The sequence below is a fragment of the Microbacterium sp. A84 genome (genome assembly GCF_051842815.1).
In the GTDB taxonomy this organism is placed as follows: domain Bacteria; phylum Actinomycetota; class Actinomycetes; order Actinomycetales; family Microbacteriaceae; genus Microbacterium.
The window spans coordinates 253,892-275,102 of record NZ_JBPXMS010000004.1 but is presented as its reverse complement, the minus strand read 5'-3'; the positions used below and the strand labels follow the sequence as shown (position 1 = coordinate 275,102).

The window sequence follows — 21,211 nt, the reverse complement described above, 5'->3', positions numbered from 1 at the left end:
GGCTAGACTGGTCGAGCCAGCCTCTGTAGCTCAATGGAAGAGCAGTTCCGTCCTAAGGAAAGGGTTGGGGGTTCGACTCCCTCCAGGGGCACTTTATTCGGGACAGTTGCAACAGGCGGTGTGTGACCGCCTTGAGACGAATCCCGTCGGTGGGACACTACGGAGTATGGGCAACTTTCGGCATCGGTGGCACATCGCCGCAGGCATCGTTATTCTGAGCATTGCGCTCGGCGGCTGCACGGGCGAGAGTTCGACACCCACCGCCGACTCCACGACGGACCCCGCCACCGAATCCACAACCCCGGCACTGACGGGGTGGAACCGCGGTGAGGACTTTCCGCTGGATGCACGCGGTGTAGCGGTCGCGGCCTGGACGGGCTCTGAGGTTCTTGTTGTGGGCGGTGAGACCGGACCGCCGTGCCCGCCCAACGCTGATTGCCTCGCGACGGGGCTGATGCGCGATGGTGCGGCATTTGACCCTGCTCTCGGCACGTGGCGAAAGATCGCGGATGCGCCCATCGACATTTCGCCAGGCGCATCCGCCGCCTTTACAGAGGGGCAACTGTTCATCAAAGTGATGAACGCCGACGAGGATGCCCTGATCTCCTACGACCTGGATGCCGACGAGTGGGAGCGTTGGGACATTCCGGAGGTGCCGTGGGGGAGCCTGGTCCCAGACGGCGACCGCATCCTCTTCATGATTGGATCTCATGAGTCGGGCGTTGTCGCAGATCTCGTCTTGGACATCACCACCGGAGTGTGGTCGGAACTCCCCGCAGATCCACTGGGTCCGGCGATTGAACGAGTCCTCACTCCGACGCCGGCCGGACTTGTCCTGACCGGGAGGGAGCTCGTCGAGAGCCCAGGGTCAGACGGCCCACCGATCACGCTCGCAGCGCTCTACGACTCAGACTCCGGAGAATGGGTTCGGCTTCCGGACACCGGGCAGATCTGGGGCTGGCAATGGGCGTGGAGCGGAACCAGACTGGTTGCGCCGGAACTCGGCGGCGCCGATGGTGGTGCAAACGGAAACTGGGGGCGCACTTATCCATTCGGTGGAACGATCACACTCCCCGAAGGTGAATGGGCTCCGCTCGCTGCCGCTCCAGAGCCACTGGCCGATGCGTGGATCTACGCGGCGCTCGGTGGCGGTCGTTTCACCGTCGGATCGGGGTATGTGTACGACGATGAGCTGTCTCATTGGACGGCGCTGGAGCGTCCGTCCGGAGCCCCGCTCGAGGCGGGCTTTGCGATCTGGGCCGACAATTCACTCATCGTGCTGGGCGGAACTGACTGGACGGCGATGGAAGGCATCCGCAGTGTGCAGACGTGGGTCTACACGCCACCGCTTGTCTCCTAAACTAAACCTGTGCAAATGATCGACACTCTCGCCGTGGTGGGCGAGGTGCTGTCGTGGATCGGGCTTGGCATCGGCATCCCGCTGCTCGTGATCGCCGGAATGATCGCGCTCGCCGAAGGACGCTGGGAAAGCGTCGACATGGCCGTGATCGATCGCGATGGCGTCGTGACCGCGCGCTGGTTCGCCGGCGGGGAATTTCACGAACGTCCGCTCACCTCACACGAGCACGTGGAGGACGACTGGCATCGAGGATTCGTGAGCGTGCGGAACTCGAGCCACGCGCGGACGCATCCGCCGATGCTGCGACGTTTCTTCCTGACGCTGGGAACGGTCTTCACCGCCATCGGCGCGATCGGACTCATTGTCTCGTTCATCCCCGTCTTCGTCTGACGCGCCTTCGTCTCTAAGCGCTATTTCTTTCCGCGACTGAGTTTCGACGGCCACCAGATCGCGCGCCCGATGTCGTACGACAGTGCGGGAACCAGCAGTGACCGCACGATGAACGTATCCAGCAGCACGCCGAAGGCGACGATGAACGCCAATTGCACGAGGAACAGAATCGGAATCACCGACAGGGCCGCGAACGTCGCTGCCAACACGAGACCGGCCGAGGTAATCACGCCACCGGTGACCGACAGCCCACGCAGGATGCCTTCGCGCGTGCCGTGCTTGATCGATTCCTCACGCACACGCGTCATCAGGAAGATGTTGTAGTCAATCCCCAGGGCGACGAGGAACACGAAGCCGTAGAGCGGCACCGCTGGATCGGCCCCGGGGAAGTCGAAGATCCCGTTGAACACCCACGCGGCAACACCCATCGCGGTGCCGAACGACAGCACAGTGGTGAGGATCAGCAGCACCGGTGCCAGGATCGAGCGCAGCAACAGCATCAGAATGGCCAGGATTACGACCAGGATCAGCGGGATGATCAGATTTCGGTCGTGGATCGACGTGTCATTCGTGTCGATTGATGTCGCCGTCACGCCGCCGACGAGCGCATCGTGTTCGGAGAGCTCGGTGCGGAGGTCTCGGACCGTGGATGCCGCGGCATCCGAATCCGCTGCGTCGCTCAGCGTCGCCTGCAGCATCACGTCACCGTCGACGACGGTCGGATCGGGAGCGGGCGTTCCTGGGGGACCGAACGCGGTGATGCCATCCTCGGTGACGCTGGCTGTGCCGCTGGGGGAGTCCGACGCATTCACAGAGACCGACTCGACGCCATCGTGCGCCAGCAGCAGATCCGCGACCTCCTGCAGCGAATCCTCGGCGACGATCACGTAGGCAGGGCTCCCGGAGCCGCCGGGGAAGTGTTCGCCCAGAGCGACCTGGCCGTCGCGGGCTTCCGATGCCCCCAGCACCAGTTCTGACTGCGGTATCCCCGAAGCGTTGAACTGAGTGAATCCGGTCGCCCCAGCGACGAGTACGAGCGTCGTCACGATCCAGATCACGCGTGGGCGCTTCTGGATGCCGCGGGCGAGAGCCGCCCACAGGCCCTTGGTGGCGACGCCTGTCTCCGCTGCCACGACTTCGGGTTCGAACGCCGGGCGACGTGGCCAGAACACTGCTCGTCCGAACGTGAACAGCAGTGCGGGCAGGAGCGTGAGAGCGGAAAGCATCGCGAACACGATGCCGATGGCGGCGACAGGTCCGAGCGTGCTGTTGGACTTCAGATCGCTCAGCAGTAGGCACAGGAGCCCCGCGATCACGGTGCCACCGGACGCGGCGATCGGCTCAAGCGATCCTTTCCACGCAGCCATGGTCGCCGCGCCCTTGTCCTTCGTGTGACGCAGTTCCTCACGGAATCTCGCGACAAAGAGCAGCGAGTAGTCGGTGGCTGCGCCGATAACGAGGATGAACAGGATGCCCTGCGTCTGGCCGCTGAGCAGCAGGATCTCCCACTTCGCAAGCCACCACACCACTAGCAGCGCCACACACAGGCCGAACAGGCTGGTGGAGAGAACGACGATCGGCAGCAGCGCGGAGCGGTAGACGAGCACCAGGATTAGGAATACCGCAAGCAGAGCGACGCCCAGCAGCAGTCCGTCAATGCCAGCGAAGCCGGCAACGAGGTCTGCGGAGAAGCCTGCGGGCCCGGTGATGTACACCGCCACGTCATCCGGCGTCGCCGCACGCAGTTCGTCGCCCAGCGCCGATACCGCGTCGCCGAGCTCGGCATCACTGGAGATCGGGATGAACGCCTGCACGGCCTTGCCATCCTCGGAGGGGATGCCGGGGGAGACCTCGTTCGCCACACCCTCGACGTCCGGCGCGCCGGCGATGGCATCGTCGATGGCGGCGAGCTGTGCGTCAGAGAGTTCACCGTCGCCGACGAACACCGCGATTGCGGGGATTGCATCGGAGTCGTTGAACTCGCCGAGAAGCGCTTGCACCTGGGTGGCGTCGGCACTCGAAGGCAGGTAGCTGGTCTGGTCATTCGAGGAGACCTCGCCGACCTTTCCGAACAGTGGGCCGCCGAGGCCGGCGCCGATAAGCCAGACGAGGATCAGTGCGGCAGGGATAAGCACCCGCGCCAGTGAGCGGCGGCGCACGCGAATGCGCCGGGGGGAAGCGGTGTCGTTGATCATTTCTGTCCTTTGCTAGCCAGGCAAGAAAAGAACCTAACATGAAACATTGAACACGCTAGCATCGGGACATGCCCGCAGTCCCTCCTGAACCCACCGAGTCGAGCGCTTTCGCGTTCGGCTCGGCGATCTACGACGTCGATGTCAGCGATCCGCGCGGAGAGCTCATCGATCGCGCGGGAATGTCCGAAGATGATATCCGTCAGATCAGCGGACTGATGCGGGCGCTGGGTGGACTCCGCGACGCTGAGCAGAAGCTGTCAGAGGCGTCGCTTCGCTACATGAAGCTCAACCAGACCGATATGCGTGCGTTGCATTTCCTGATCGCCTGCGAGAACGGTGGGGTCGTCGCGACTCCGGGGGCGATTGCTACGCACCTCGGCATCTCGACCGCATCCACCACCAAACTGCTTGATCGCCTCGAGCGAGGCGAACACATCACTCGTTCGCCGCACCCCTCTGATCGCCGTGCCTTGGCGATCGCGATCACGCCGGAGACTCGGAAATCGGCAGTTGAGACGGTGGGGCGTCAGCATGCTCGTAGATTCACTGCGGCGGCGCGGCTATCGAACGCAGACCGTGAGATCGTCACACGATTTCTCACCGACATGACAACGGAGATTGCCCTCGATGATGAATCGTGGGCAATCTCCGCGGAAGAGTGATGTGCAGTTAGTGCGCGGCGCGATACGCCTCGACGACGGCCTGGGGAATACGGCCGCGCTCGGAAACGGAGTGACCGTGAGCATTCGCCCATTCGCGGATCACAGCGGTCTCCGGAGAAGCAGCTGTGCGCTTGCGGCCTGTGCCGCGTGAAGTGGGCGCCGACGCACGCCGTGCCGCCGAAATGTACGGTTCCAACGCCTCTCGCAATGCATCCGCGTTCTCGGAAGTCAGATCGATCTCATAGGCGGTGCTATTGAGCGAGAACAGAACGGTCTCACCCTCACCGATTCCGAGGATCGTTCCATCAATGTCGTCAACCAACTGGTGCACTATACGTCGAGCCATTTCGCCAGCTTACGCAGGAAAGAATGTCGGCGACAATGAATCAGTCGTTAATCGAGAATGATTCCTGACATTCACGGGAGAAGACCGGCCCGGCGTGCCCGTGCGACGGCAGCATGTCTCGTGGAAGCATCCAGCTTCGACATCGCAGTGCCGAGATAGGCCTTCACCGTTCCTTCGCGCAGTCCGAGCTGGGATGCGACCTCGGAATTCGTGCAGCCGAGCGCGGCGCACGCGAGCACATCAGTCTCACGTGGAGACAGATGCACCGTGGGAATTGAACCTGTCGTGGCGGGTGCTTCATCGCCAGCGACCGCGAGCAGGCGCTGCTCGAGACGGGCGAGCCTTTCACGTAGCAGGGGGTCTCTCACACTTCCTGCCAGGCCGCGCAACTCGGCAAAGCTCTCACGCAGTTCTTCGCGATGCAAGGCGGTGAAGGTCGGACTACGCGGCGCCAATGAGCGCAGGCGTCGATCGACTTCGTCGCGGACCCGCAGCTCGGATGCCACAGAATCGGCGACCGCCATCGCCGGCGCTGTTGTGACGCCGCCGATGGGTGCTTCGCTCCATGCCCCGGCATAGAGAACGCCGCGCGAACGCCCATTCACGATGATCGGCAGCGCCAGCAGAGTGCGCAGACCTTCGCCGAGCACGAAACCGTCGTAGTCGTGGGTGATGTGCTGTGAGGAGCCGTAATCACTGGTCATGCGGGGCCGCAGCTCCATCATCGCGCGGCCGCCCAAGCCGCGCTCGGAGCGAACCTTGAGGCCCTCGAGGCTGTGGGTGCGGGTGCCGACGATGCTGGTGACCGAGACGACACCGTCCTCGATCAGGCCGCCGAAGGCGACGGGGAAGCGGGTGCGTTGAGCCAGCTCGCGCACTGCTTGAGCGACGAGGTCGGTCTCTGGATCCAGGGTGATGCTGGTGTGCATCAAATACCTACTTTCGGGGGTGACGGCGCAGTTCCCCGTTTCGTAGCGTCGACCCTACCACTCGCAGGGCACCGCCGTGCGAGCTCCCTACATGCGGCAAGGAGGCCTCATGACAGACCGAATCGATACGGAACCGGTAGATGGTATTGACTACATCGCCGTTCAGCAGTCACCAAGATTTCAAACACTGAAGAGAACGCAACGGTCATTTATCTTTCCCTTGGCGGTGCTCTTTTTGGTCTGGTACTTCGCGTACGTGCTGTTGGGGGCATATGCGACGGAATTCATGGGCCAGCGAGTGTGGGGGGATATTACCGTCGGGCTGCTGCTCGGGCTCGCTCAGTTCGTCACGACTTTCGCTATCACGATGGGATACGTCTCCTTCGCCAACCGAAAGCTCGATCCGAAAGCGGAAGAAATTCGTGAAGAGCTGGAGAAGGTGGAGGCACAGGCATGAACATCGTCCATTTGGCGGCTGCGCCCGCGGGTGAGAACAATCCCGTCCTCAATATCTCAATCTTCGCCGCATTCGTCGCGGTGACTCTCTTCATCGTCATTCGTGCCAGCAAAAACAACAAGACGGCGGCCGACTATTACGCGGCCGGGCGTTCTTTCACCGGTCCTCAGAACGGCTTCGCCATCGCCGGCGACTATCTGTCTGCCGCATCCTTCCTTGGCATCTGCGGCGCGATCGCCGTGAATGGGTATGACGGATTCCTTTACTCCATCGGATTCCTCGTGGCTTGGCTGGTGGCGTTGCTGCTTGTCGCCGAGATGATGCGCAACACCGGCAAGTTCACGATGGCTGATGTGCTCTCGTTCCGCCTCAAGCAGCGCCCCGTGCGAATGGCCGCCGCGATCACAACGCTCGTGGTGTGCTTCTTCTACCTGCTCGCCCAGATGGCCGGAGCCGGTGGTCTGGTCTCGCTGCTGATGGGCATCGACGGCAAGGTCGGTCAGTCGATCGTCATCGCCGTCGTCGGTGTGCTGATGATCGTCTACGTCCTCATCGGCGGCATGAAGGGCACCACCTGGGTGCAGATCGTGAAGGCAGTGCTGCTCATCGCCGGAGCCCTGGCGATGACCATCTGGGTGCTCGCCCTGCACGGCTTCAGCCTGAACACGCTGCTCGAAACGGCGGTCGCGAACTCGCCGAACGGCGATGCGATCCTGGCGCCGGGGCTTCAATACGGCGCCAATCCCTTGGACTTCATCTCGCTGGGCCTTGCCCTGGTGCTCGGAACCGCAGGGCTCCCGCACGTGCTGATGCGGTTCTACACGGTACCGACCGCAAAGGAAGCACGTCGCTCCGTCGTCTGGGCGATCTGGCTCATCGGTGGGTTCTACCTGCTGACACTGGTGCTCGGATACGGTGCCGGCGCGCTGGTCGGTGCTGATGTGATCAAGGCCGCCCCGGGAGGTGTGAACTCCGCCGCACCGCTGCTTGCGCAGTATCTCGGCGGTCCGCTCCTGCTCGGTTTCATCTCCGCAGTCGCGTTCGCGACGATCCTCGCGGTCGTGGCAGGGCTCACCATTACAGCGGCGGCATCGTTCGCGCATGACATCTACGCGAATGTCATCCAGAAGGGTCGCAAGAAGGCGGATGGATCGCCGGTCGACGCCGACCCGAACGCGGAGGTGAAGGTCGCTCGTCGCACGGTGATCGTCATCGGCATCCTCGCGATTGTCGGTGGTATCGGCGCACAGGGGCAGAACATCGCCTTCCTCGTCGCGCTCGCCTTTGCTGTTGCGGCATCCGCGAACCTGCCGACGATCCTCTACTCGCTGTTCTGGCGACGTTTCAACACCCGTGGCGCGGTGTGGAGCATGTACGGCGGTCTGGCATCTGCCATCCTGCTCATCGTCCTCTCGCCGGTGTTCTCCGGTTCGGAGACCTCGATGATTCCCAGCATCGACATCTCTATCTGGCCACTCAATAACCCCGGCATCGTTTCGATCCCGCTCGGGTTCTTCCTTGGCTGGCTCGGAACGGTGACGAGTCGCACGATCGAATCTCCTCAGCTTGCTGCGGAGATGGAAGTGCGGTCGCTGACTGGCTTCGGCGCAGAGAAGGCGGTGGAGCACTAGCCGCCTGCGTCAACAGAATCAGCGATCGACCAGGAACTCCCGACGGCCCACACGTCGGGGGTTCCTGACGTCTAACGCTCCAGATCGAGCAGGAAGCGCTTGTACTCCGGATGCGCGCCGTACTGACCTGGGCTGCCGTCGGAGCGCACGACACGGTGCACCGGCACGATGATCGAGAAGGGCGTCAGCCGACACGCAGTGCCGACTGCGCGGGCAGCGCCGGGGCTGCCCGCGCGAGCTGCAACTTCGCCGTAGCTCATGGTCTCGCCCCATTCGATCGTGTTGATCATCTGAAGCGCCGTGCGGTGGAAACCTTCGACCAGGCGCCAGTCGAGGCGCACGTGCTCGTGAAAACGTACCGGGGTGCCGGCGAAGTGATCGTCAAGCAGATGTGCAAGCTCATCGGCAGCCCCGGGGTCGGGTGCTGGCACATCGTGCAGACGTGCGGAGACGTTCTCGAGCAGCCATGGCACTGAGGGGTCTGCCGACTCGGAAAGGTCGAAACGCACGATCCCCTCGTCCGAGAACACCACCAGCGCATCACCGAACGGAGTGGGTGCGAAGTCGTAGCGGAATGTCATGACCCCATCCTGACGTGTGGCACCGACTTCATGAGGCCTTGATCACACGGGTGGGGGAGAACCAGGCGAAGGTGCGCAGGTGTGCAGAAAAAGTGGTCCAATCCGGTGAAACCCGGCCAGAATACAGGGATCGCGCACCTGTGGAGCCTAGTGTGGCCTATGTGTGGCGACGCGAAGATAAGGCTGCGGATTCCGCGATGACGCTCGGCAGCCAACAAGACAACCAGACCGCAATCGAGGTCGCTCACATCGCCGACGCCGAACGCACCCGGTTGCGCGCAGAAGCCGCCGATCTCGGCGGACCATCTCCGCTTGTCAACTACCGCGACACCGTCGAGGGTGGCATTGACATCTCCAAGGCTCACCCGGGGAGCCTGCCGCAGTTCATCACCGGCAAATCCACGCTGCTCTCCAACCTGTTCCGCGATGAGGTCGGTCTGCGCACCGCACGTCTGGCTGCAGAACGGATCACGGCCAAGCACACTGAGTTGCGCACGGTTCGCGGCATCGAAGCGGTCCACCTTGCTGTCGGTCTCGCCGGCTGGCGCATCGGCGGAGTAGATTTCGCAGCCCCAGTGCTGTTGCGCCCGCTTGCCATCCGTCGGCATCACACAGACTTCGAATTGAAGCTGCAGGGTGCGTTCGTGGTGAATCCCGAACTCGTGCGGGCCGCGCGTGACCACTTCGGCATCGCAATCGATGCGGAGGCACTGGCCTCCCTCGCGTATGACGGCGGCATCTTCAAGCCGCAACCGGTCATCGACAGTCTGCGCGTTGCCACCCAGTCGATCGATACCTTCACCGTGCTGCCGAGGCTTGTCGTGTCGAGTTTCGCTGATGTCGCCTCCTCGATGGCGCGCGACAGTCGCACCCTCGATCATCAACTGCTCAATGCTCTGGCCGGCCACGTCGCCGACCGTGAACAGGTGACGTCCGCACGTCCGCTGCCGCACATCACCAGTCCGGATGACCGTGCCCCGGCATCCGACACGCTCCTGCTCGACGCCGACGCCGAGCAGGAAGAAGTGTTGGCTCGGATCTCGGCCGGTCACTCGCTCGTCGTCTCCACGCTCCCCGGCACCGGTGGCACCCAGACCGTCATCAATGCGCTCGGTGAGCTTGTCCGCGCAGGCAAGCGCGTGCTCGTCGTGTCGGCACGTCGTTCCACGCTCGACGGCGTGCGTCACCGTCTGGCAGGAATCGGACTGGACAGCCTCGCAGTTTCCCCTGCGAGCATCCGTCGCGATCTCGTTCGCGCGATCGGACGCAACGAGAAGGCCACAGCGCCCAAGGTCAGCGACGTCGATGATGCGCTGGTGCGGCTGCGTGCTGTGCTGCTCGATTACCGTAAGGCGCTGACCGCTCCGGTCGCCGGGATCGACGCCTCCGTGCTGGATTCCACCAGGCAGCTCACCCGCCTGGCATCGTTGCCGGTGCCACCGTCGACGACCGCGCGGCTGAGCACAGAAACACTCCGCCGCCTCGCTGGCGATCGTGCCGACGCGGCTGCTGCGCTGGTGCAGGCCGCGCGCCTGGGGGAGTTCCGCTTCGGTCCGGATGACTCGCCCTGGTACGGCGTGAGCTTCAGCAGCACCGAGGCAGCGCGCTCGGCGCACGAACTTGCCGGTCGGTTGCACGCGTCCAGCGTTCCCGCGCTACTGGAACGCGGCTATGAGCTCATCTCGCAGACGCGGATGCGGCCCTTCGCAACGATCGACGAGCTCGGGGAATACCTGAGGCTGCTCGAAGGCGTCCGCGAATCGCTTGACCGCTTCAGTCCGACCGTTTTCGAGCGCCCGCTGGGCGAGTTGATTCAGGCTCATGGCTCTCGGCGCGATGCTCCGGGGCTCTCCGGAGCGAACCGCCGCCGACTGCGCCGCCTCGCCAAGGAATACGTGCGCCCCGGCGTGCATATCTCCGAGATGCACGAGGAACTGCTGCGCATTCAGCAGCAGCGTACGCAATGGCAGCGCTTTGTCGATGCCGGTGTCGCCCCTGAGGTGCCGCTCGGCCTCTCCGAGGTGCTCGGATCGTGGCAGCGTGTCAGTGCCGAGCTGGCAGAGCTCGACACCGCTCTCGGACGCCGTGAGCCGCTCGCCGCGCTTCCTGTCGAACGACTCGTGCGCACCCTGGCTGGTCTCGCTGCACGCTCAGATGTGTTCGACAACCTCGTCGAGCGTGCCACCATCCGCGACAAGTTGGCAACGCTCGGGCTGGAACCGCTGCTCGCCGAACTTTCGGTGCGGCACGTCGCGGAAGATCAGGTCGCCGAAGAACTCGAGTTCGCTTGGTGGCAGTCTCTGCTGGAGCGCGCGTTGCAGGACAACCGTGCTTTGCTCGGCGCCAACACGGCGGTCGTTGACCGTCTGGAGCGAGACTTCCGTCTTGTTGACGAAGCTCACGCCTCGATGGCAGGGCCCCTGCTTGCCTGGCAGCTGGCGAATCAGTGGCGGATCGGTATCGTCGATGAGCCCACAGAGTCGCAGCACCTGCGGCGCGCACTCACTCAGGGCACGCCGTCTACGGCGGAGATCGTCTCGGCAGCGCCGACGCTGATGAACGTGTTGGCGCCGGCATGGATCTCCTCTCCATATCAGGTGCCCGAGATTCCGGAATCGGTCGAGTTCGACACTGTTCTGCTGGTGGATGCCGCGGCCATCAACCTCGCCGAGGCAGCCCCAGCGATCCGTCGTGCACGACAGGTCGTTGCCTTCGGTGATCCGGTGACGCAGCGACCGACGCCCTTTGCTATGGCAGTGGATGCCGACACCGAATGGGAAGCCGAGCTGCCGTTCGATGAGACCTCGGTGTTCGAACGTCTTGCCGAACTTTTGCCCGTCATGACGCTCACCCGCAGCTACCGCGCGGGCGGTGAAGACCTCGCCGAGCTCATCAACGATGCCTTCTATGGTGGCGAGATCATCTCCTTGCCGTGGGCCGGTTCTTACCTCGGACGAGGAAGCCTCACTGTTGACTACGTCGAGGGTGGTGTCGGCGCACCCGACCCGATCTCCGGTGCGGTAGAGAGCCCCAACGCTGAGGTCTCCCGTGTTGTGACGCTGGTGGTCGAGCACGCCGTGCACCGCCCGACGGAATCGCTCATGGTGATCACCGCGAGCGCCCGTCATGCCGAACGCATTCGCGCCGCCGTCACGACCGCCTTCGCCGGACGCTCCGACGTCGCAGACTTCGTTGGTCGCTACACCGCAGAGCCGTTCGCGGTGCTCACTCTGGAAGAGTCAGTGGCCGAGAGTCGCGATCGCGTGATCTTCTCCCTGGGCTACGGGCTCACCAAGCACGGTCGTGTGCTCAGCGATTTCGGCGACCTGTCAACGCCGGACGGCGAACGACTGTTGACCGTCAGCATGACCAGGGCGCGTCGCTCAATGGTGCTGGTCTCCTCTATCCGTCCCTCGGCATTCGATGACGGACGCCTCGTGCACGGGGCGTCCACGCTCATGTCGATCCTCGGAGGCCTCGCGACACGCAGTCGTGAGTCGCGCTTGGAAGACCTGGCCGACCCGTTGACCCTCGCCCTGGCTCGGGAACTGCGGCGCCTTGGCGCATCGGTCGACGTGGACTATCGCGGTCTGCTGCCGCTCGTCGCGCAGCACAAGGGCAAGGCCGTCATCATCGAGTCTGACCCGGAGACGCGCGGAGAATCGCTGCGCGAGACGCTGCGCCTGCGTCCGCACGTACTGCGCCGCCTCGGCTGGCACTATGTGCGCGTGCATGCATTCGACCTCTACAGCGACCCGGTGACGGCGGCATCCCGCATTGCTGCCGTGCTCGGCATTGCCGCAGACGCGGTGAAGGCCGACAACGACACCCAGCCGATCGATCTCTCTGACGATGTCTGACGAGCAGGTCGCTGGTGCGGAGCGTCAACGCATCGTGCGAGTTCCCGGCAGCCGCCGTGCGCGACTGACGCCGGTGCCAGGAACGGATGCCTCTCCCGACGTGGTCACGCACACGGCGCCGGCGAAAGACAGCATCGTGGGAAACGGTCCCAACGATGACCGGATGCTCGGCGACGTACCCCCGCACTACTGAGCGCGGTATGAAGAAAGCCCTCACCTCCCGGGGAGATGAGGGCCTTAGCTGATGCTGCGGTTCAGTTCGCGGCGCCCTTGCGGAGCGCGTCGCGGATATCGATGAGCAGCTCCTGCTCGGTCGGCAGGGTGTCCTCCTCGACGACGGGATTGCGTGCTGCCTGGCGTTCGTTGTACTTGTTCATCGGCGCGACGATGGCGAAGTACACGACGATCGCGACTGCGAGGAACGAGATGATCGCGGTGATCAGGGTACCGAGCGGGAAGGTCACTTCCTGCCCGTACAGGCCGATCATCTTCGGTCCGAAGTTGCCAGCGGCATCCGCGACGAAGAAGAGTGCGACCAGTGGATTTATGATGCTGGCAACGACCGCGTTCACGATCGCTGTGAAGGCACCACCGATCACAACGGCGACCGCGAGGTCAATCACGTTGCCTTTAGTGATGAACTCTTTGAATCCCTGGAACATGGGAACCCCCATCTATTGAGCAGGCCTCAGGTCGAGGCTGGAGTCGACGCGGGTGCCGGGGCGGCGCTCGTCGACGATTCCGATTTCGATGATGACTCTGATTTTGGTTTTCCGCCACCGCCACTCCGCGAATCAGTGCGATAAAAGCCTGATCCGTTGAAAGTGACCCCGATGGAGCCGTACTGCTTGCGCAGGCCGCCGCCGCATTCGGGGCAGACGGTGAGGGTGTCGTCGGAGAAACTCTGGACGGCGTCGAAGGCGTGGCTGCACGCGGTGCAGGCATAGGCGTAGGTAGGCATGTCCGTTTTCGGGTGTTCAGTGCCGCGTAGGCGACAGGGTGAGGGTCCGCGTGGGGGTCACGATGCCGGTCACCGGCTGGTCGTGCACCTCTCGCGGAAGGGAATCGAGTATCTCGGAATCATAGATCACGGCGTATACAGGAGGGCATTTCTCCATTGAGCCGATGGTCTTGTCGAAGTAGCCACGGCCCCAGCCGAGGCGCATGCCGGTCATGTCGACGGCAGCGGCCGGGATGATCATCAGATCGACGTCGTTCACCGCGATCGGGCCAAGGACTTCGCCGGTCGGCTCTGGCAGGCCGAACAGTCCTTCTGCAATTGCATCGGAGTCGTTCGCGACGGCCCAGTCCAGCAGGCCGTCGGCGCGGGTGATGGGCAGAAGTACCCGGATGCCCCGCTGCACGGCACTGGTGACGAAGTCGCGTGTGCCCGGTTCAGCGGTCGTGGACAGGAAACACGAGATCGAAACTGCGCCATGGTCGTCAACGAGAGCGTCGAGTTGCTCGCCGATACCGGATGCGGCGGCCTCACGCTGCGCGTCGGAGAGCAACTGCCGTCGCTCGCGCAACTCCGCGCGCAGCGCGCGCTTCTCCTGCGTGATGTCAGTCGACATGCTTCGAGTCTACGTGTCGCGCCGAAGGGGAAGGCCGAAGTGGTCGGGCGCAGCTCCGGGCCGAAGGTCGCACCCCCACTAAGCTGGCACAATGGGAAAACAGTCAATGAAGGCGGTAATTCCGGCAGCCGGCCTGGGCACACGATTCTTGCCCGCCACCAAGGCCATGCCGAAAGAGATGCTGCCGGTGGTCGACAAACCCGCCATTCAGTACGTGGTCGAAGAAGCAGTCGCTGCGGGCATTGATGACATTCTCGTAATCATCGGCCGTAACAAGAACGCCATCTCCAATCACTTCGACTCCGTCCCCGAACTTGAGGTCAAGCTCACGGAGAAGGGCGACGTTGATCGCCTCGAGCGGGTCATGAAGTCCAGTGATCTGGCCGATATCCACTACCTGCGTCAGGGTGAGCCGAAGGGACTGGGCCACGCGGTGTTGCGAGCCAGGACCCACGTCGGCGACAGCTCCTTCGTCGTGCTGCTCGGTGATGACCTCATCGATGAGCGTGACGAGCTTCTCTCGACGATGATCGCGGAGCACGAGCGCACCGGTGCGGCAGTTGTCGCTCTCATGGAGGTCGAGCCCGCCAACATTCACATGTACGGCGCCGCTGCGATCGAGACCACAGACAATGACGACATCGTCCGTGTCACCGGTCTCGTCGAGAAGCCGGCCGCAGAAGACGCGCCGTCCAACCTCGCCGTCATCGGTCGTTACGTACTGCCTGCGTCTGTGTTCCCGATCCTGGAGCGTACCCAGCCTGGCAAGGGCGGGGAGATCCAGCTCACAGATGCGCTGCAGGAGCTTGCTGCAGAAACCGATGGCCCCGGCGTCGTCGGCGTCATCTTCCGTGGCCGTCGTTATGACACCGGCGACCGCGTCGACTACATCAAGGCGATCGTGCAGCTCGCAGCCGACCGCGATGACCTCGGACCGGAGCTTCGTCCGTGGTTGAAGGAGTTCGGCGCGCGCCTGTAGAGGCTCGGGTTCGAGGATCGGATGGAATTCGTGCAGGGGCGACGTCATGGACCGGTCGAGCTGAGGCTTGTCCGCACCCGTGATGCGCGTGTTCTCCAGCAGGAACTGCTTCAGAACCGTGCCTGGCTGCAACGCTGGGAAGCGACCATACCGAATGGTGTCGCATCGTTTGACATGCGGCTCGGTATTCGCCGGCTGCTGCAGCAGTACCGCGATGGTGGCGGATACCCGTTCGTCGTGGAATACGACGGTGAAATCGCCGGTCAGCTCAACGTGTGGGGAGTGTCCCGCGGTTCGCTGTGCTCAGCGACCATCGGGTATTGGGTGAGTGAGCGCTTCGCCGGTCGAGGGATCACTCCGGCGGCGGTGGCGCTTGCCACGGATGCGGCCTTCCGCGAGTACGGGCTGCACCGGATGGAGATCTGTATCCGTCCGGAGAACACGGCAAGCCTGCGAATCGTGCAGAAGCTCGGCTTCCGCTACGAGGGGCTGCGTCGGCGTTACATCCACATCGACGGCGACTGGCGCGATCATTACGCTTTCGCGCTCACCCGCGAGGACGTTCCGGATGGCGTTCTGGCGCGCTGGGTGAACGGTCTCGTACCGCAGGATGCCGCGACCATCCCGCCGTCAGACCGGCTCTCGCTCTGAGAACTATGATTCCCGCGAGCGACACGCGCCTCGACTGAGGCGAAGGCTGGCCTGCGTCGCATACCGTTGTCCCTATGAATGGGCCAGTACTGAGTGGGGGCGTCATCGTCCTTGTCTCGGTGCTGCTCTGGATGCTGTACCTGCTGCCCTCGTGGCGTGGCCGGTATCAGTACAACGCCTCGGAGCGGAACGCTGTGCGCCTGAATCAGGCGCTGCGTGTGCTGGCGGAAACGAGTGAGACACCTAATGAAGTGCACCTCGAGCTCAACGCACGCACCGTGCTGGCCCAACAGAAGCTGGTGAAGCGTCTGCAGTCGGAGAAGGAAGCATCTGAGCTGGTGCGCCTTCGTGCCGAGCTTGCCGCGACCCGCGCCGATCCGGTGATGCGACAGGCGCGCGCTCGTCGCAACGTACGCATGGTGGCGACAGTTCTGCTGCTTGCCGGTCTGGTGCTTGTGGGGCTGGGTGTATGGCAGGTGCTGATTGGTGGCGCGCAGCTGATGATCTGGATCGGTGGTGCGCTCGCCGTCGTTGCCGCGGCCACGCTGCAGAAGATGGCATCCGTGTCGCTTCGTGCGGCTCGTCGGCCGGCCGAGGTCGTCGTCGAGAGCGCGGCTGCGCGCGTGGCACCGCCGCTGCATGATCAGGGTCGCGCAACGTGGACGCCCCGCCCGCTGCCCGCGCCGCTGGTATCGGTCAGCGGTTCGCTGGCGCAGACGGCACGGGCCGAGATCGAGGCGAAACAGGAACTGCGCCGTGCCGAACGCGTCGCCCGGTTGCGTGAGCGCGCGGAAGAGATGGCACAGCCCGCACCGGTCGCCATCCCCGCAGCCAAGGCGCCCGCCTCGCCGTACGCGAAGATGGGTTTCGTGGATGACGCGGAAATCGAAGAACACGTGCGTCAGCTGCTGCAACGCCGCGCCGTCGGCTGAGCTCTCGAGCGGCGCATCGCACCTTTCGGGCGTGATAATCTAGCTGAGGTTCATGGGCCTATGGCGCAGTTGGTAGCGCGCCTCGTTCGCATCGAGGAGGTCAGGGGTTCGAATCCCCTTAGGTCCACACTGTGTTGAGACAGTAAGAAGAAGCCCCGCTCCGGCGGGGCTTCTTCGTTTTCCTCTGATCAGCGCCGCTTCAGTGCGCCCGATCAGTCCGGCCGGCCGGCATCCTGAACGATCTGCGCCACGACATCCGCGTCGAAGTGAAAGACCACGTCATCCGGTGTCAGCCGCTCGGTAAACGGAACCACGCGCACCCGGTCGTCGTCGATCGTGATGACCGAGCCGCCGAAAGCGTCGATCGCGGATTCCTCGGTCGGGTCGGCGAAGGCGTGGGAGATATTCGTCACGCCGGGAGCAACAGTGACGGCAACTCCACCCACGAACTCCGTGATGGCCTGGTGGTAGTGGCCAGCGAGGATGAGGCGTACATCGGTGCCGCGCACGATGTCGATCAGGTCCTGCCCGTCACGTTCGTCGAGAGCGAGGGCCTGAAGCAGAACGGTCTGCGCCCTGACCGGTGGATGATGCACGACCACGACCGTACCGTGCGTCGCGGAGGTGGCGAGAAGCTCGCGCAGGAACTGCTTCTGCGCGGCCTCGAGGGTGCCGAATCCCGCGCCAGGCACCGAGCTGTCGAGAACGATGACTCGCCACCCGTCCTGTTCGGCGACAGACGCCACAGGACGGTCCAGATCGATGCCCGGCAGTTCCTGTTCACTGGCATCCGGTTGTCCGCCACCCAGCGTGGCGCGGAAGGCGTCGCGCCGGTCGTGATTGCCCATCGCGAACACCGTGCGTGCTCCACGATCTCTGGCCCAGGGGATGACGGCATCCCTGACCAGGCGGTACGACTCCTCAGAGCCGTCATCGCTGACGTCGCCTGAGACGACGACCAGGTCGAAAGTGAGGTGTTCGACATGCGCCAGTGCTCTGCCCAGGTGCTCGGCAGTGTCGACGACGCCGTAGTGACGCCCGCCGTCTGCGGAGAAATGGGTGTCGCTGAGGTGCAGGATGCGGAGAGCGCTCATGCTGACACTCTTCCAGTTGCCCGCCCTCACCCCAAGAGCAGTGTCGCGATCAGCAGCACGGGTACGCAGCCGATCGTCGTGATGAAGACCGTATCGCGAGACATCGCCTCGCCGATGTCGTAGCGCTGCGAGTAGTTGAAGACGTTCTGTGCGGTCGGCAGCGCCGCAAGAACGACGACGATCAAGACCTCGTGCGTGGACAGACCGAACACGAACTGTGCGGTGACCCACGCGACGAGCGGCATGATCAGCAGTTTCAAGGTGCTCGCGAGCAGTACGTCCCTACGGTGCCCCGAGGTGCCGAGAACCTTCTGGCCGTGCAGTGAGATGCCGTAGCTGATCAGCAACACCGGAACGCAGGCGTTCGCCAACAGAGTGGTCGGTTCCATCACGATCGGCGGCAGTTCGATGTCGAACACCGAGACGAGGGTCCCGAGCGCTGAGCCGAGAATGATCGGGTTCGTCGCCGTGCGCACGAAGGTGCGCCAGGGCGACGTACGCCCACTCGTGACGGCGTCGAGGATCGTCAGCGAGATCGGTGTGAACACCATCAACTGCAGCAGGATTACCGGCGCCGGGTACGCGGCGCTGCCCAGCAGATACAGCGACAGCGGAATGCCGATGTTGTTCGAGTTCACCTGCCCAGCCGACAGCGCACCGATGACGGTCTCACCGACGCTGCGCTTCCAGATGTACTTCGCCACGAGCGCGTGCGCACCAATGACCACGACCGCAGCGATCGCGGACACAGGCAGCAGCGACGAGAACAGCATCGATGCATCGGCCTGAGCGAGCACGGTGAACAGCAGGAAGGGGGAGAGCACGAAGAACGTCAGTCGCCCGAGCACATGGCGGGCGTGCGGGCCGAGAAGGTCGATGCGCCCGATGAGATATCCGACGGCGATCGCGAGCCCGACGACAACGAATCCCGTGAGTGTATCGAGCACGTTCTGAGCGTAGTCGCTCCGGATCTCCTGACCGGTTCGGAGAACACGTTTTTTCCTTCTCACCGGGAAATTTGACTTCACCGTGGAACTGGCTATGGTCAGTGGTTACACCCGCCAGCCGAATAAGAGGGAAGCGAGTCTCGATGTCTGGAAAGACACCCACAGAACGAACAGGTAAGAAATCCGCGAAGCTGTCGCTGAAAGAGAAGCGAGCAGTCAAGCGTGCCAAGCAGGAGCCGGAGAGCTTCATTAAGTCCCGCAAGGGCGCGGCTGGCTGATCTGACGGAGAAATCCGACTCCTGAGAGGGGGTCGCGGGCGGGTGAGCCTGCGGCCCCTTCCACCTTTTCCAGCGCAGCGGCGAGAGTGTTCAGCGCAGCGGCAGACTCAGGTTCAGCGCAGCGGCAGGCGCAGCGTGATCACGCTGCCGGATCCTTCGACAGAACGCAGCGCGACGTCGCCGCCGTGTCGGGCGAGCACCGTCGACACGAGCGTGAGACCGAGCCCTGAGCCCTGCACATCGCGTGCGTTCTGTGCGCGCGCCAGCTCGTCGAATACGACGGGAAGATCGACTGCGGGGATGCCGCGTCCCGCGTCAGCGACCTCGATGACTGCCCATCCGCTTTCCTCGCGAAGCCGAACCTCGATCGAGCCCTCGGCGGAGTACTTCACGGCGTTGCCGAGGACGTTGTCGATAGCGAGCGACAACAGATCGATGTCGGCATGCACTGGCGGCACGGTCCACGGAACTCGCGTCACGTCCACGCGGATGCGGGCCGCCGAGGCGGCGTCGCGCTGGCGGATCGCATCGACAGCTTCTTCGAGCACGACCTCGAGGTCAACCTGTTCTCGCTCCAGTTCTCGCGTCTCCAACTCGGCAAGCTTGCGCAGATCTCGGACGAGAGTGCCCAGCTTTCGAGCCTGCGCATCCACTGTGTGCCATTCCGGTGAGTCTCGGCCTGCGGCGGTCGCGAGAATCGCGGTCAGCGGATTCTTGAGTTCATGGTCGAGCCTGGCCAGGAACCTGCGATGGCTCTCGCGCTCTGTGCGCTGGCCCACGGCCTCGCCTTCGATGTGGGCGGTGGCGACACGCCCCCTGCTGCGGCGACGGCGCGAGCGCACGAGTAGGGCGATCCCCACGATCAGGCTGATCAGGACGCCTGCGGCCAGGAAGACGGCGGGAAGCGCCATCGCGATCGTCAGGCTGCGGCGTTCGCCGAGCAAGAGCAAGATGCCACCTGCTGCAGCGCCCAGTATGACCGGGCTGATGACCGCGGCGGCCAATCTGACACGGTGAGCGGGGTTCCAGCCGAAGCGACTTGCGGCGCTCACGCTGGCACCACCGCGGCGATGAAGCGATACCCGAGACCCGGTGCGGTATCGATGAAGCGAGGTGTGGTCGGGTCGTCGCCGAGAACCCGACGCAGCTCGGCGATCCGATGATCGACTGCGCGGCTTGAGCTGGCGAAATCAAAGCCCCACAGTGCCGCGAGCAGCCGTTCTCGCGGTAGCGCCTCCTGCGGATGCGTCATCAGGTACTCCAACAGCGTCATCGCTTTGGGGGTCAGAGTGATCTCGCGCTCCGCCAGCCACGCCCGACGGGACGTCCGATCCAGGAGCAGCTCTCCGGCACGCAACTTCGTCGCTGCCGGCAGTCCGCCCGCACCCTGCGATGCCCTTCGCAGCACCGCGCGGATGCGTGAGAGTAGCTCCTGGGGATCGAACGGCTTGTTCAGATAGTCGTCTGCGCCCTCGTCCAGTGCCGCGCTGCGCTCCCACGATTCGCCGACCTGAGTGAGCAGGATCACCGGCAGCCAGAGGTCGCGCTCGCGCAACAGGCGCACGAACTCGCGTCCATCCATGTGCGGCATCAGGACGTCACTGACGACGAGATCAGGAACCTGTTCGGCCACGGCATCCAAACCCGCCCGGCCATCGCCGGCGATGTGGACGTCATAGCCGCTGCGCTCCAGGAACGCGCTCAGCGCGCCGGTGATCGCCTCGTCATCATCGACGAGGAGGAGGCGGGGTCGGTCGGATGCCACAGACTCATCCTGCCGTGAGCACGTTGCCGGCGCCGCTATCGTTCACAGCCGGTGTCGGGCCGAGCCAGTACACGGCGCCGCCGTCTCCTGTGACGTTGAGCGTGGTCACCGCGTCGACAAACACCGCGTTCCCGACGCCGCGGATATCCAGGGTGGTGATCTCTCCCGCTACGACGAAGCCGCCGTGCATATCGAGAACGAGGTGCTCGCAGGGGCCCTCGATTTGGATGACCTGCCCGGTCTCGTTGTCTCCGAGGACGAGGTCGCCGTCGCAGGTCACGGTCTTCATGACAGAGGCGAGCTTTTCATCGCGGGCCTCGCCGACCTCGGCGCTCCACTCGGTGGGACCGGAGTCTGCGTTCACGGGGCCGTCCTCGGCGTCGTCCGGGGCATCCTCGTCGCTGGCTACCGCTTCCTGCGGCTCAGTCTCAACGGCGGACTCCTGCGTCGTATCCGTATCGGGGTCGGTCACAGACACGGCGCATCCGGTGAGCGTGGTGATGAGGATGCCAACGGCTGCGGCGATCGCGAGTGAACGGACGGTGAGCATGCTGTCTCCTTGAGGGGGACCGGTGAGATG

23 protein-coding genes and 2 tRNA genes are annotated in these 21,211 nt (G+C 64.0%); 13 read left to right on the top strand and 12 right to left on the bottom strand.

Annotated elements, in window-relative coordinates; genetic code table 11:
- The first annotated feature begins 19 nt into the window (after nt 1-19).
- The 3 genes from ACSU04_RS16135 to ACSU04_RS16125 all read left to right on the top strand — a co-directional run bounded on the left by ACSU04_RS16135 (nt 20) and on the right by ACSU04_RS16125 (nt 1,750).
- Nucleotides 20-91, top strand: a tRNA-Arg gene (locus ACSU04_RS16135).
- A 75-nt stretch (nt 92-166) separates the two neighbouring features.
- Nucleotides 167-1,360, top strand: a complete 1,194-nt coding sequence (locus ACSU04_RS16130; protein ID WP_439290277.1) for a hypothetical protein — start codon at nt 167-169, stop codon at nt 1,358-1,360.
- A gap of 9 nt (nt 1,361-1,369) precedes the next feature.
- Nucleotides 1,370-1,750, top strand: coding sequence for a hypothetical protein (locus ACSU04_RS16125; protein WP_439290276.1), 381 nt, complete (start codon nt 1,370-1,372; stop codon nt 1,748-1,750).
- Nucleotides 1,751-1,770: 20 nt separating this feature from the next.
- On the opposite strand, the gene ACSU04_RS16120 is transcribed toward ACSU04_RS16125, so the two are convergent.
- Complete coding sequence (locus ACSU04_RS16120) at nt 1,771-3,945, bottom strand: MMPL family transporter (RefSeq protein ID WP_439290275.1); 2,175 nt, start codon at nt 3,943-3,945, stop codon at nt 1,771-1,773.
- Between the two features lie 68 nt (nt 3,946-4,013).
- Between ACSU04_RS16120 and ACSU04_RS16115 the strand changes: the two genes are divergently transcribed.
- Entirely contained in the window at nt 4,014-4,607 is a 594-nt protein-coding gene (locus ACSU04_RS16115) for a MarR family winged helix-turn-helix transcriptional regulator (RefSeq protein ID WP_439290274.1), read from the top strand.
- A 7-nt stretch (nt 4,608-4,614) separates the two neighbouring features.
- Here ACSU04_RS16115 and ACSU04_RS16110 read toward each other — a convergent pair whose 3' ends face one another.
- Both ACSU04_RS16110 and ACSU04_RS16105 read right to left on the bottom strand, forming a co-directional pair.
- Entirely contained in the window at nt 4,615-4,953 is a 339-nt protein-coding gene (locus ACSU04_RS16110) for a histone-like nucleoid-structuring protein Lsr2 (RefSeq protein ID WP_439280693.1), read from the bottom strand.
- A 71-nt stretch (nt 4,954-5,024) separates the two neighbouring features.
- Complete coding sequence (locus ACSU04_RS16105) at nt 5,025-5,882, bottom strand: LuxR C-terminal-related transcriptional regulator (protein ID WP_439290273.1); 858 nt, start codon at nt 5,880-5,882, stop codon at nt 5,025-5,027.
- Between the two features lie 109 nt (nt 5,883-5,991).
- Here ACSU04_RS16105 and ACSU04_RS16100 point away from each other — a divergent pair, with 109 nt between their 5' ends.
- Both ACSU04_RS16100 and ACSU04_RS16095 read left to right on the top strand, forming a co-directional pair.
- On the top strand, nt 5,992-6,339 hold the full coding sequence (locus tag ACSU04_RS16100; protein WP_439290272.1) for a DUF485 domain-containing protein: 348 nt from the start codon (nt 5,992-5,994) through the stop codon (nt 6,337-6,339).
- The gene (locus ACSU04_RS16095) at nt 6,336-7,970 is read left to right on the top strand and encodes a solute symporter family protein (protein WP_439280690.1); all 1,635 of its coding nucleotides are present in this window, start codon (nt 6,336-6,338) and stop codon (nt 7,968-7,970) included. The genes ACSU04_RS16100 and ACSU04_RS16095 overlap by 4 nt, the downstream gene beginning before the upstream one ends.
- A 71-nt stretch (nt 7,971-8,041) precedes the next feature.
- Here ACSU04_RS16095 and ACSU04_RS16090 read toward each other — a convergent pair whose 3' ends face one another.
- Entirely contained in the window at nt 8,042-8,551 is a 510-nt protein-coding gene (locus ACSU04_RS16090; RefSeq protein ID WP_439290271.1) for a methylated-DNA--[protein]-cysteine S-methyltransferase, read from the bottom strand.
- Nucleotides 8,552-8,748: 197 nt separating this feature from the next.
- Between ACSU04_RS16090 and ACSU04_RS16085 the strand changes: the two genes are divergently transcribed.
- Nucleotides 8,749-12,411, top strand: a complete 3,663-nt coding sequence (locus ACSU04_RS16085) for an AAA family ATPase (RefSeq protein ID WP_439290357.1) — start codon at nt 8,749-8,751, stop codon at nt 12,409-12,411.
- Nucleotides 12,404-12,604, top strand: a complete 201-nt coding sequence (locus ACSU04_RS16080) for a hypothetical protein (RefSeq protein WP_439280687.1) — start codon at nt 12,404-12,406, stop codon at nt 12,602-12,604. Before ACSU04_RS16085 ends, ACSU04_RS16080 begins: the two co-directional genes overlap by 8 nt.
- A 61-nt stretch (nt 12,605-12,665) precedes the next feature.
- Here the strand turns inward: ACSU04_RS16080 and mscL are convergent, their stop codons facing one another.
- From mscL to ACSU04_RS16065, 3 genes are read right to left on the bottom strand one after another with little or no spacing between them, the layout of a single operon-like run.
- Nucleotides 12,666-13,073, bottom strand: coding sequence for a large conductance mechanosensitive channel protein MscL (gene mscL / locus ACSU04_RS16075; protein ID WP_439280686.1), 408 nt, complete (start codon nt 13,071-13,073; stop codon nt 12,666-12,668).
- A gap of 26 nt (nt 13,074-13,099) precedes the next feature.
- The gene (locus tag ACSU04_RS16070) at nt 13,100-13,372 is read right to left on the bottom strand and encodes an FmdB family zinc ribbon protein (RefSeq protein WP_439280685.1); all 273 of its coding nucleotides are present in this window, start codon (nt 13,370-13,372) and stop codon (nt 13,100-13,102) included.
- Nucleotides 13,373-13,388: 16 nt separating this feature from the next.
- A complete protein-coding gene (locus ACSU04_RS16065) occupies nt 13,389-13,985 on the bottom strand; it encodes a 5-formyltetrahydrofolate cyclo-ligase (protein WP_439280684.1) in 597 nt (198 codons plus the stop codon).
- Nucleotides 13,986-14,076: 91 nt separating this feature from the next.
- Here ACSU04_RS16065 and galU point away from each other — a divergent pair, with 91 nt between their 5' ends.
- From galU to ACSU04_RS16045, 4 genes are all read left to right on the top strand, one after another.
- A complete protein-coding gene (gene galU, locus ACSU04_RS16060) occupies nt 14,077-14,964 on the top strand; it encodes a UTP--glucose-1-phosphate uridylyltransferase GalU (RefSeq protein ID WP_439290270.1) in 888 nt (295 codons plus the stop codon).
- A 21-nt stretch (nt 14,965-14,985) separates the two neighbouring features.
- A complete protein-coding gene (locus ACSU04_RS16055; protein WP_439280682.1) occupies nt 14,986-15,615 on the top strand; it encodes a GNAT family N-acetyltransferase in 630 nt (209 codons plus the stop codon).
- Between the two features lie 74 nt (nt 15,616-15,689).
- Nucleotides 15,690-16,547, top strand: coding sequence for a hypothetical protein (locus ACSU04_RS16050; protein ID WP_439280681.1), 858 nt, complete (start codon nt 15,690-15,692; stop codon nt 16,545-16,547).
- 54 nt (nt 16,548-16,601) lie between these two features.
- Nucleotides 16,602-16,674, top strand: a tRNA-Ala gene (locus ACSU04_RS16045).
- 85 nt (nt 16,675-16,759) lie between these two features.
- Here the strand turns inward: ACSU04_RS16045 and ACSU04_RS16040 are convergent.
- Nucleotides 16,760-17,641, bottom strand: a complete 882-nt coding sequence (locus ACSU04_RS16040) for a metallophosphoesterase (RefSeq protein ID WP_439290269.1) — start codon at nt 17,639-17,641, stop codon at nt 16,760-16,762.
- A gap of 26 nt (nt 17,642-17,667) precedes the next feature.
- Nucleotides 17,668-18,588 carry an AEC family transporter gene (locus ACSU04_RS16035; protein ID WP_439290268.1) on the bottom strand — a complete coding sequence of 307 codons (921 nt, stop codon included), beginning with the start codon at nt 18,586-18,588 and terminating at the stop codon, nt 17,668-17,670.
- 143 nt (nt 18,589-18,731) lie between these two features.
- On the opposite strand from ACSU04_RS16035, the gene ACSU04_RS16030 reads away from it, so the two are divergent.
- Nucleotides 18,732-18,866, top strand: a complete 135-nt coding sequence (locus ACSU04_RS16030; RefSeq protein ID WP_439290267.1) for a hypothetical protein — start codon at nt 18,732-18,734, stop codon at nt 18,864-18,866.
- 113 nt (nt 18,867-18,979) lie between these two features.
- Here the strand turns inward: ACSU04_RS16030 and ACSU04_RS16025 are convergent, their stop codons facing one another.
- Genes ACSU04_RS16025 through ACSU04_RS16015 form a run of 3 tightly spaced genes read right to left on the bottom strand, consistent with a single transcriptional unit; the run spans nt 18,980 to nt 21,181 of the window.
- Nucleotides 18,980-19,918: a sensor histidine kinase gene (locus ACSU04_RS16025; protein WP_439290266.1), complete on the bottom strand. Its 939-nt coding sequence runs from the start codon at nt 19,916-19,918 to the stop codon at nt 18,980-18,982.
- Entirely contained in the window at nt 19,915-20,631 is a 717-nt protein-coding gene (locus ACSU04_RS16020) for a response regulator transcription factor (protein WP_439290265.1), read from the bottom strand. Before ACSU04_RS16020 ends, ACSU04_RS16025 begins: the two co-directional genes overlap by 4 nt.
- A 4-nt stretch (nt 20,632-20,635) precedes the next feature.
- Complete coding sequence (locus ACSU04_RS16015) at nt 20,636-21,181, bottom strand: DUF3060 domain-containing protein (protein ID WP_439290264.1); 546 nt, start codon at nt 21,179-21,181, stop codon at nt 20,636-20,638.
- Nucleotides 21,182-21,211 lie beyond the last annotated feature (30 nt).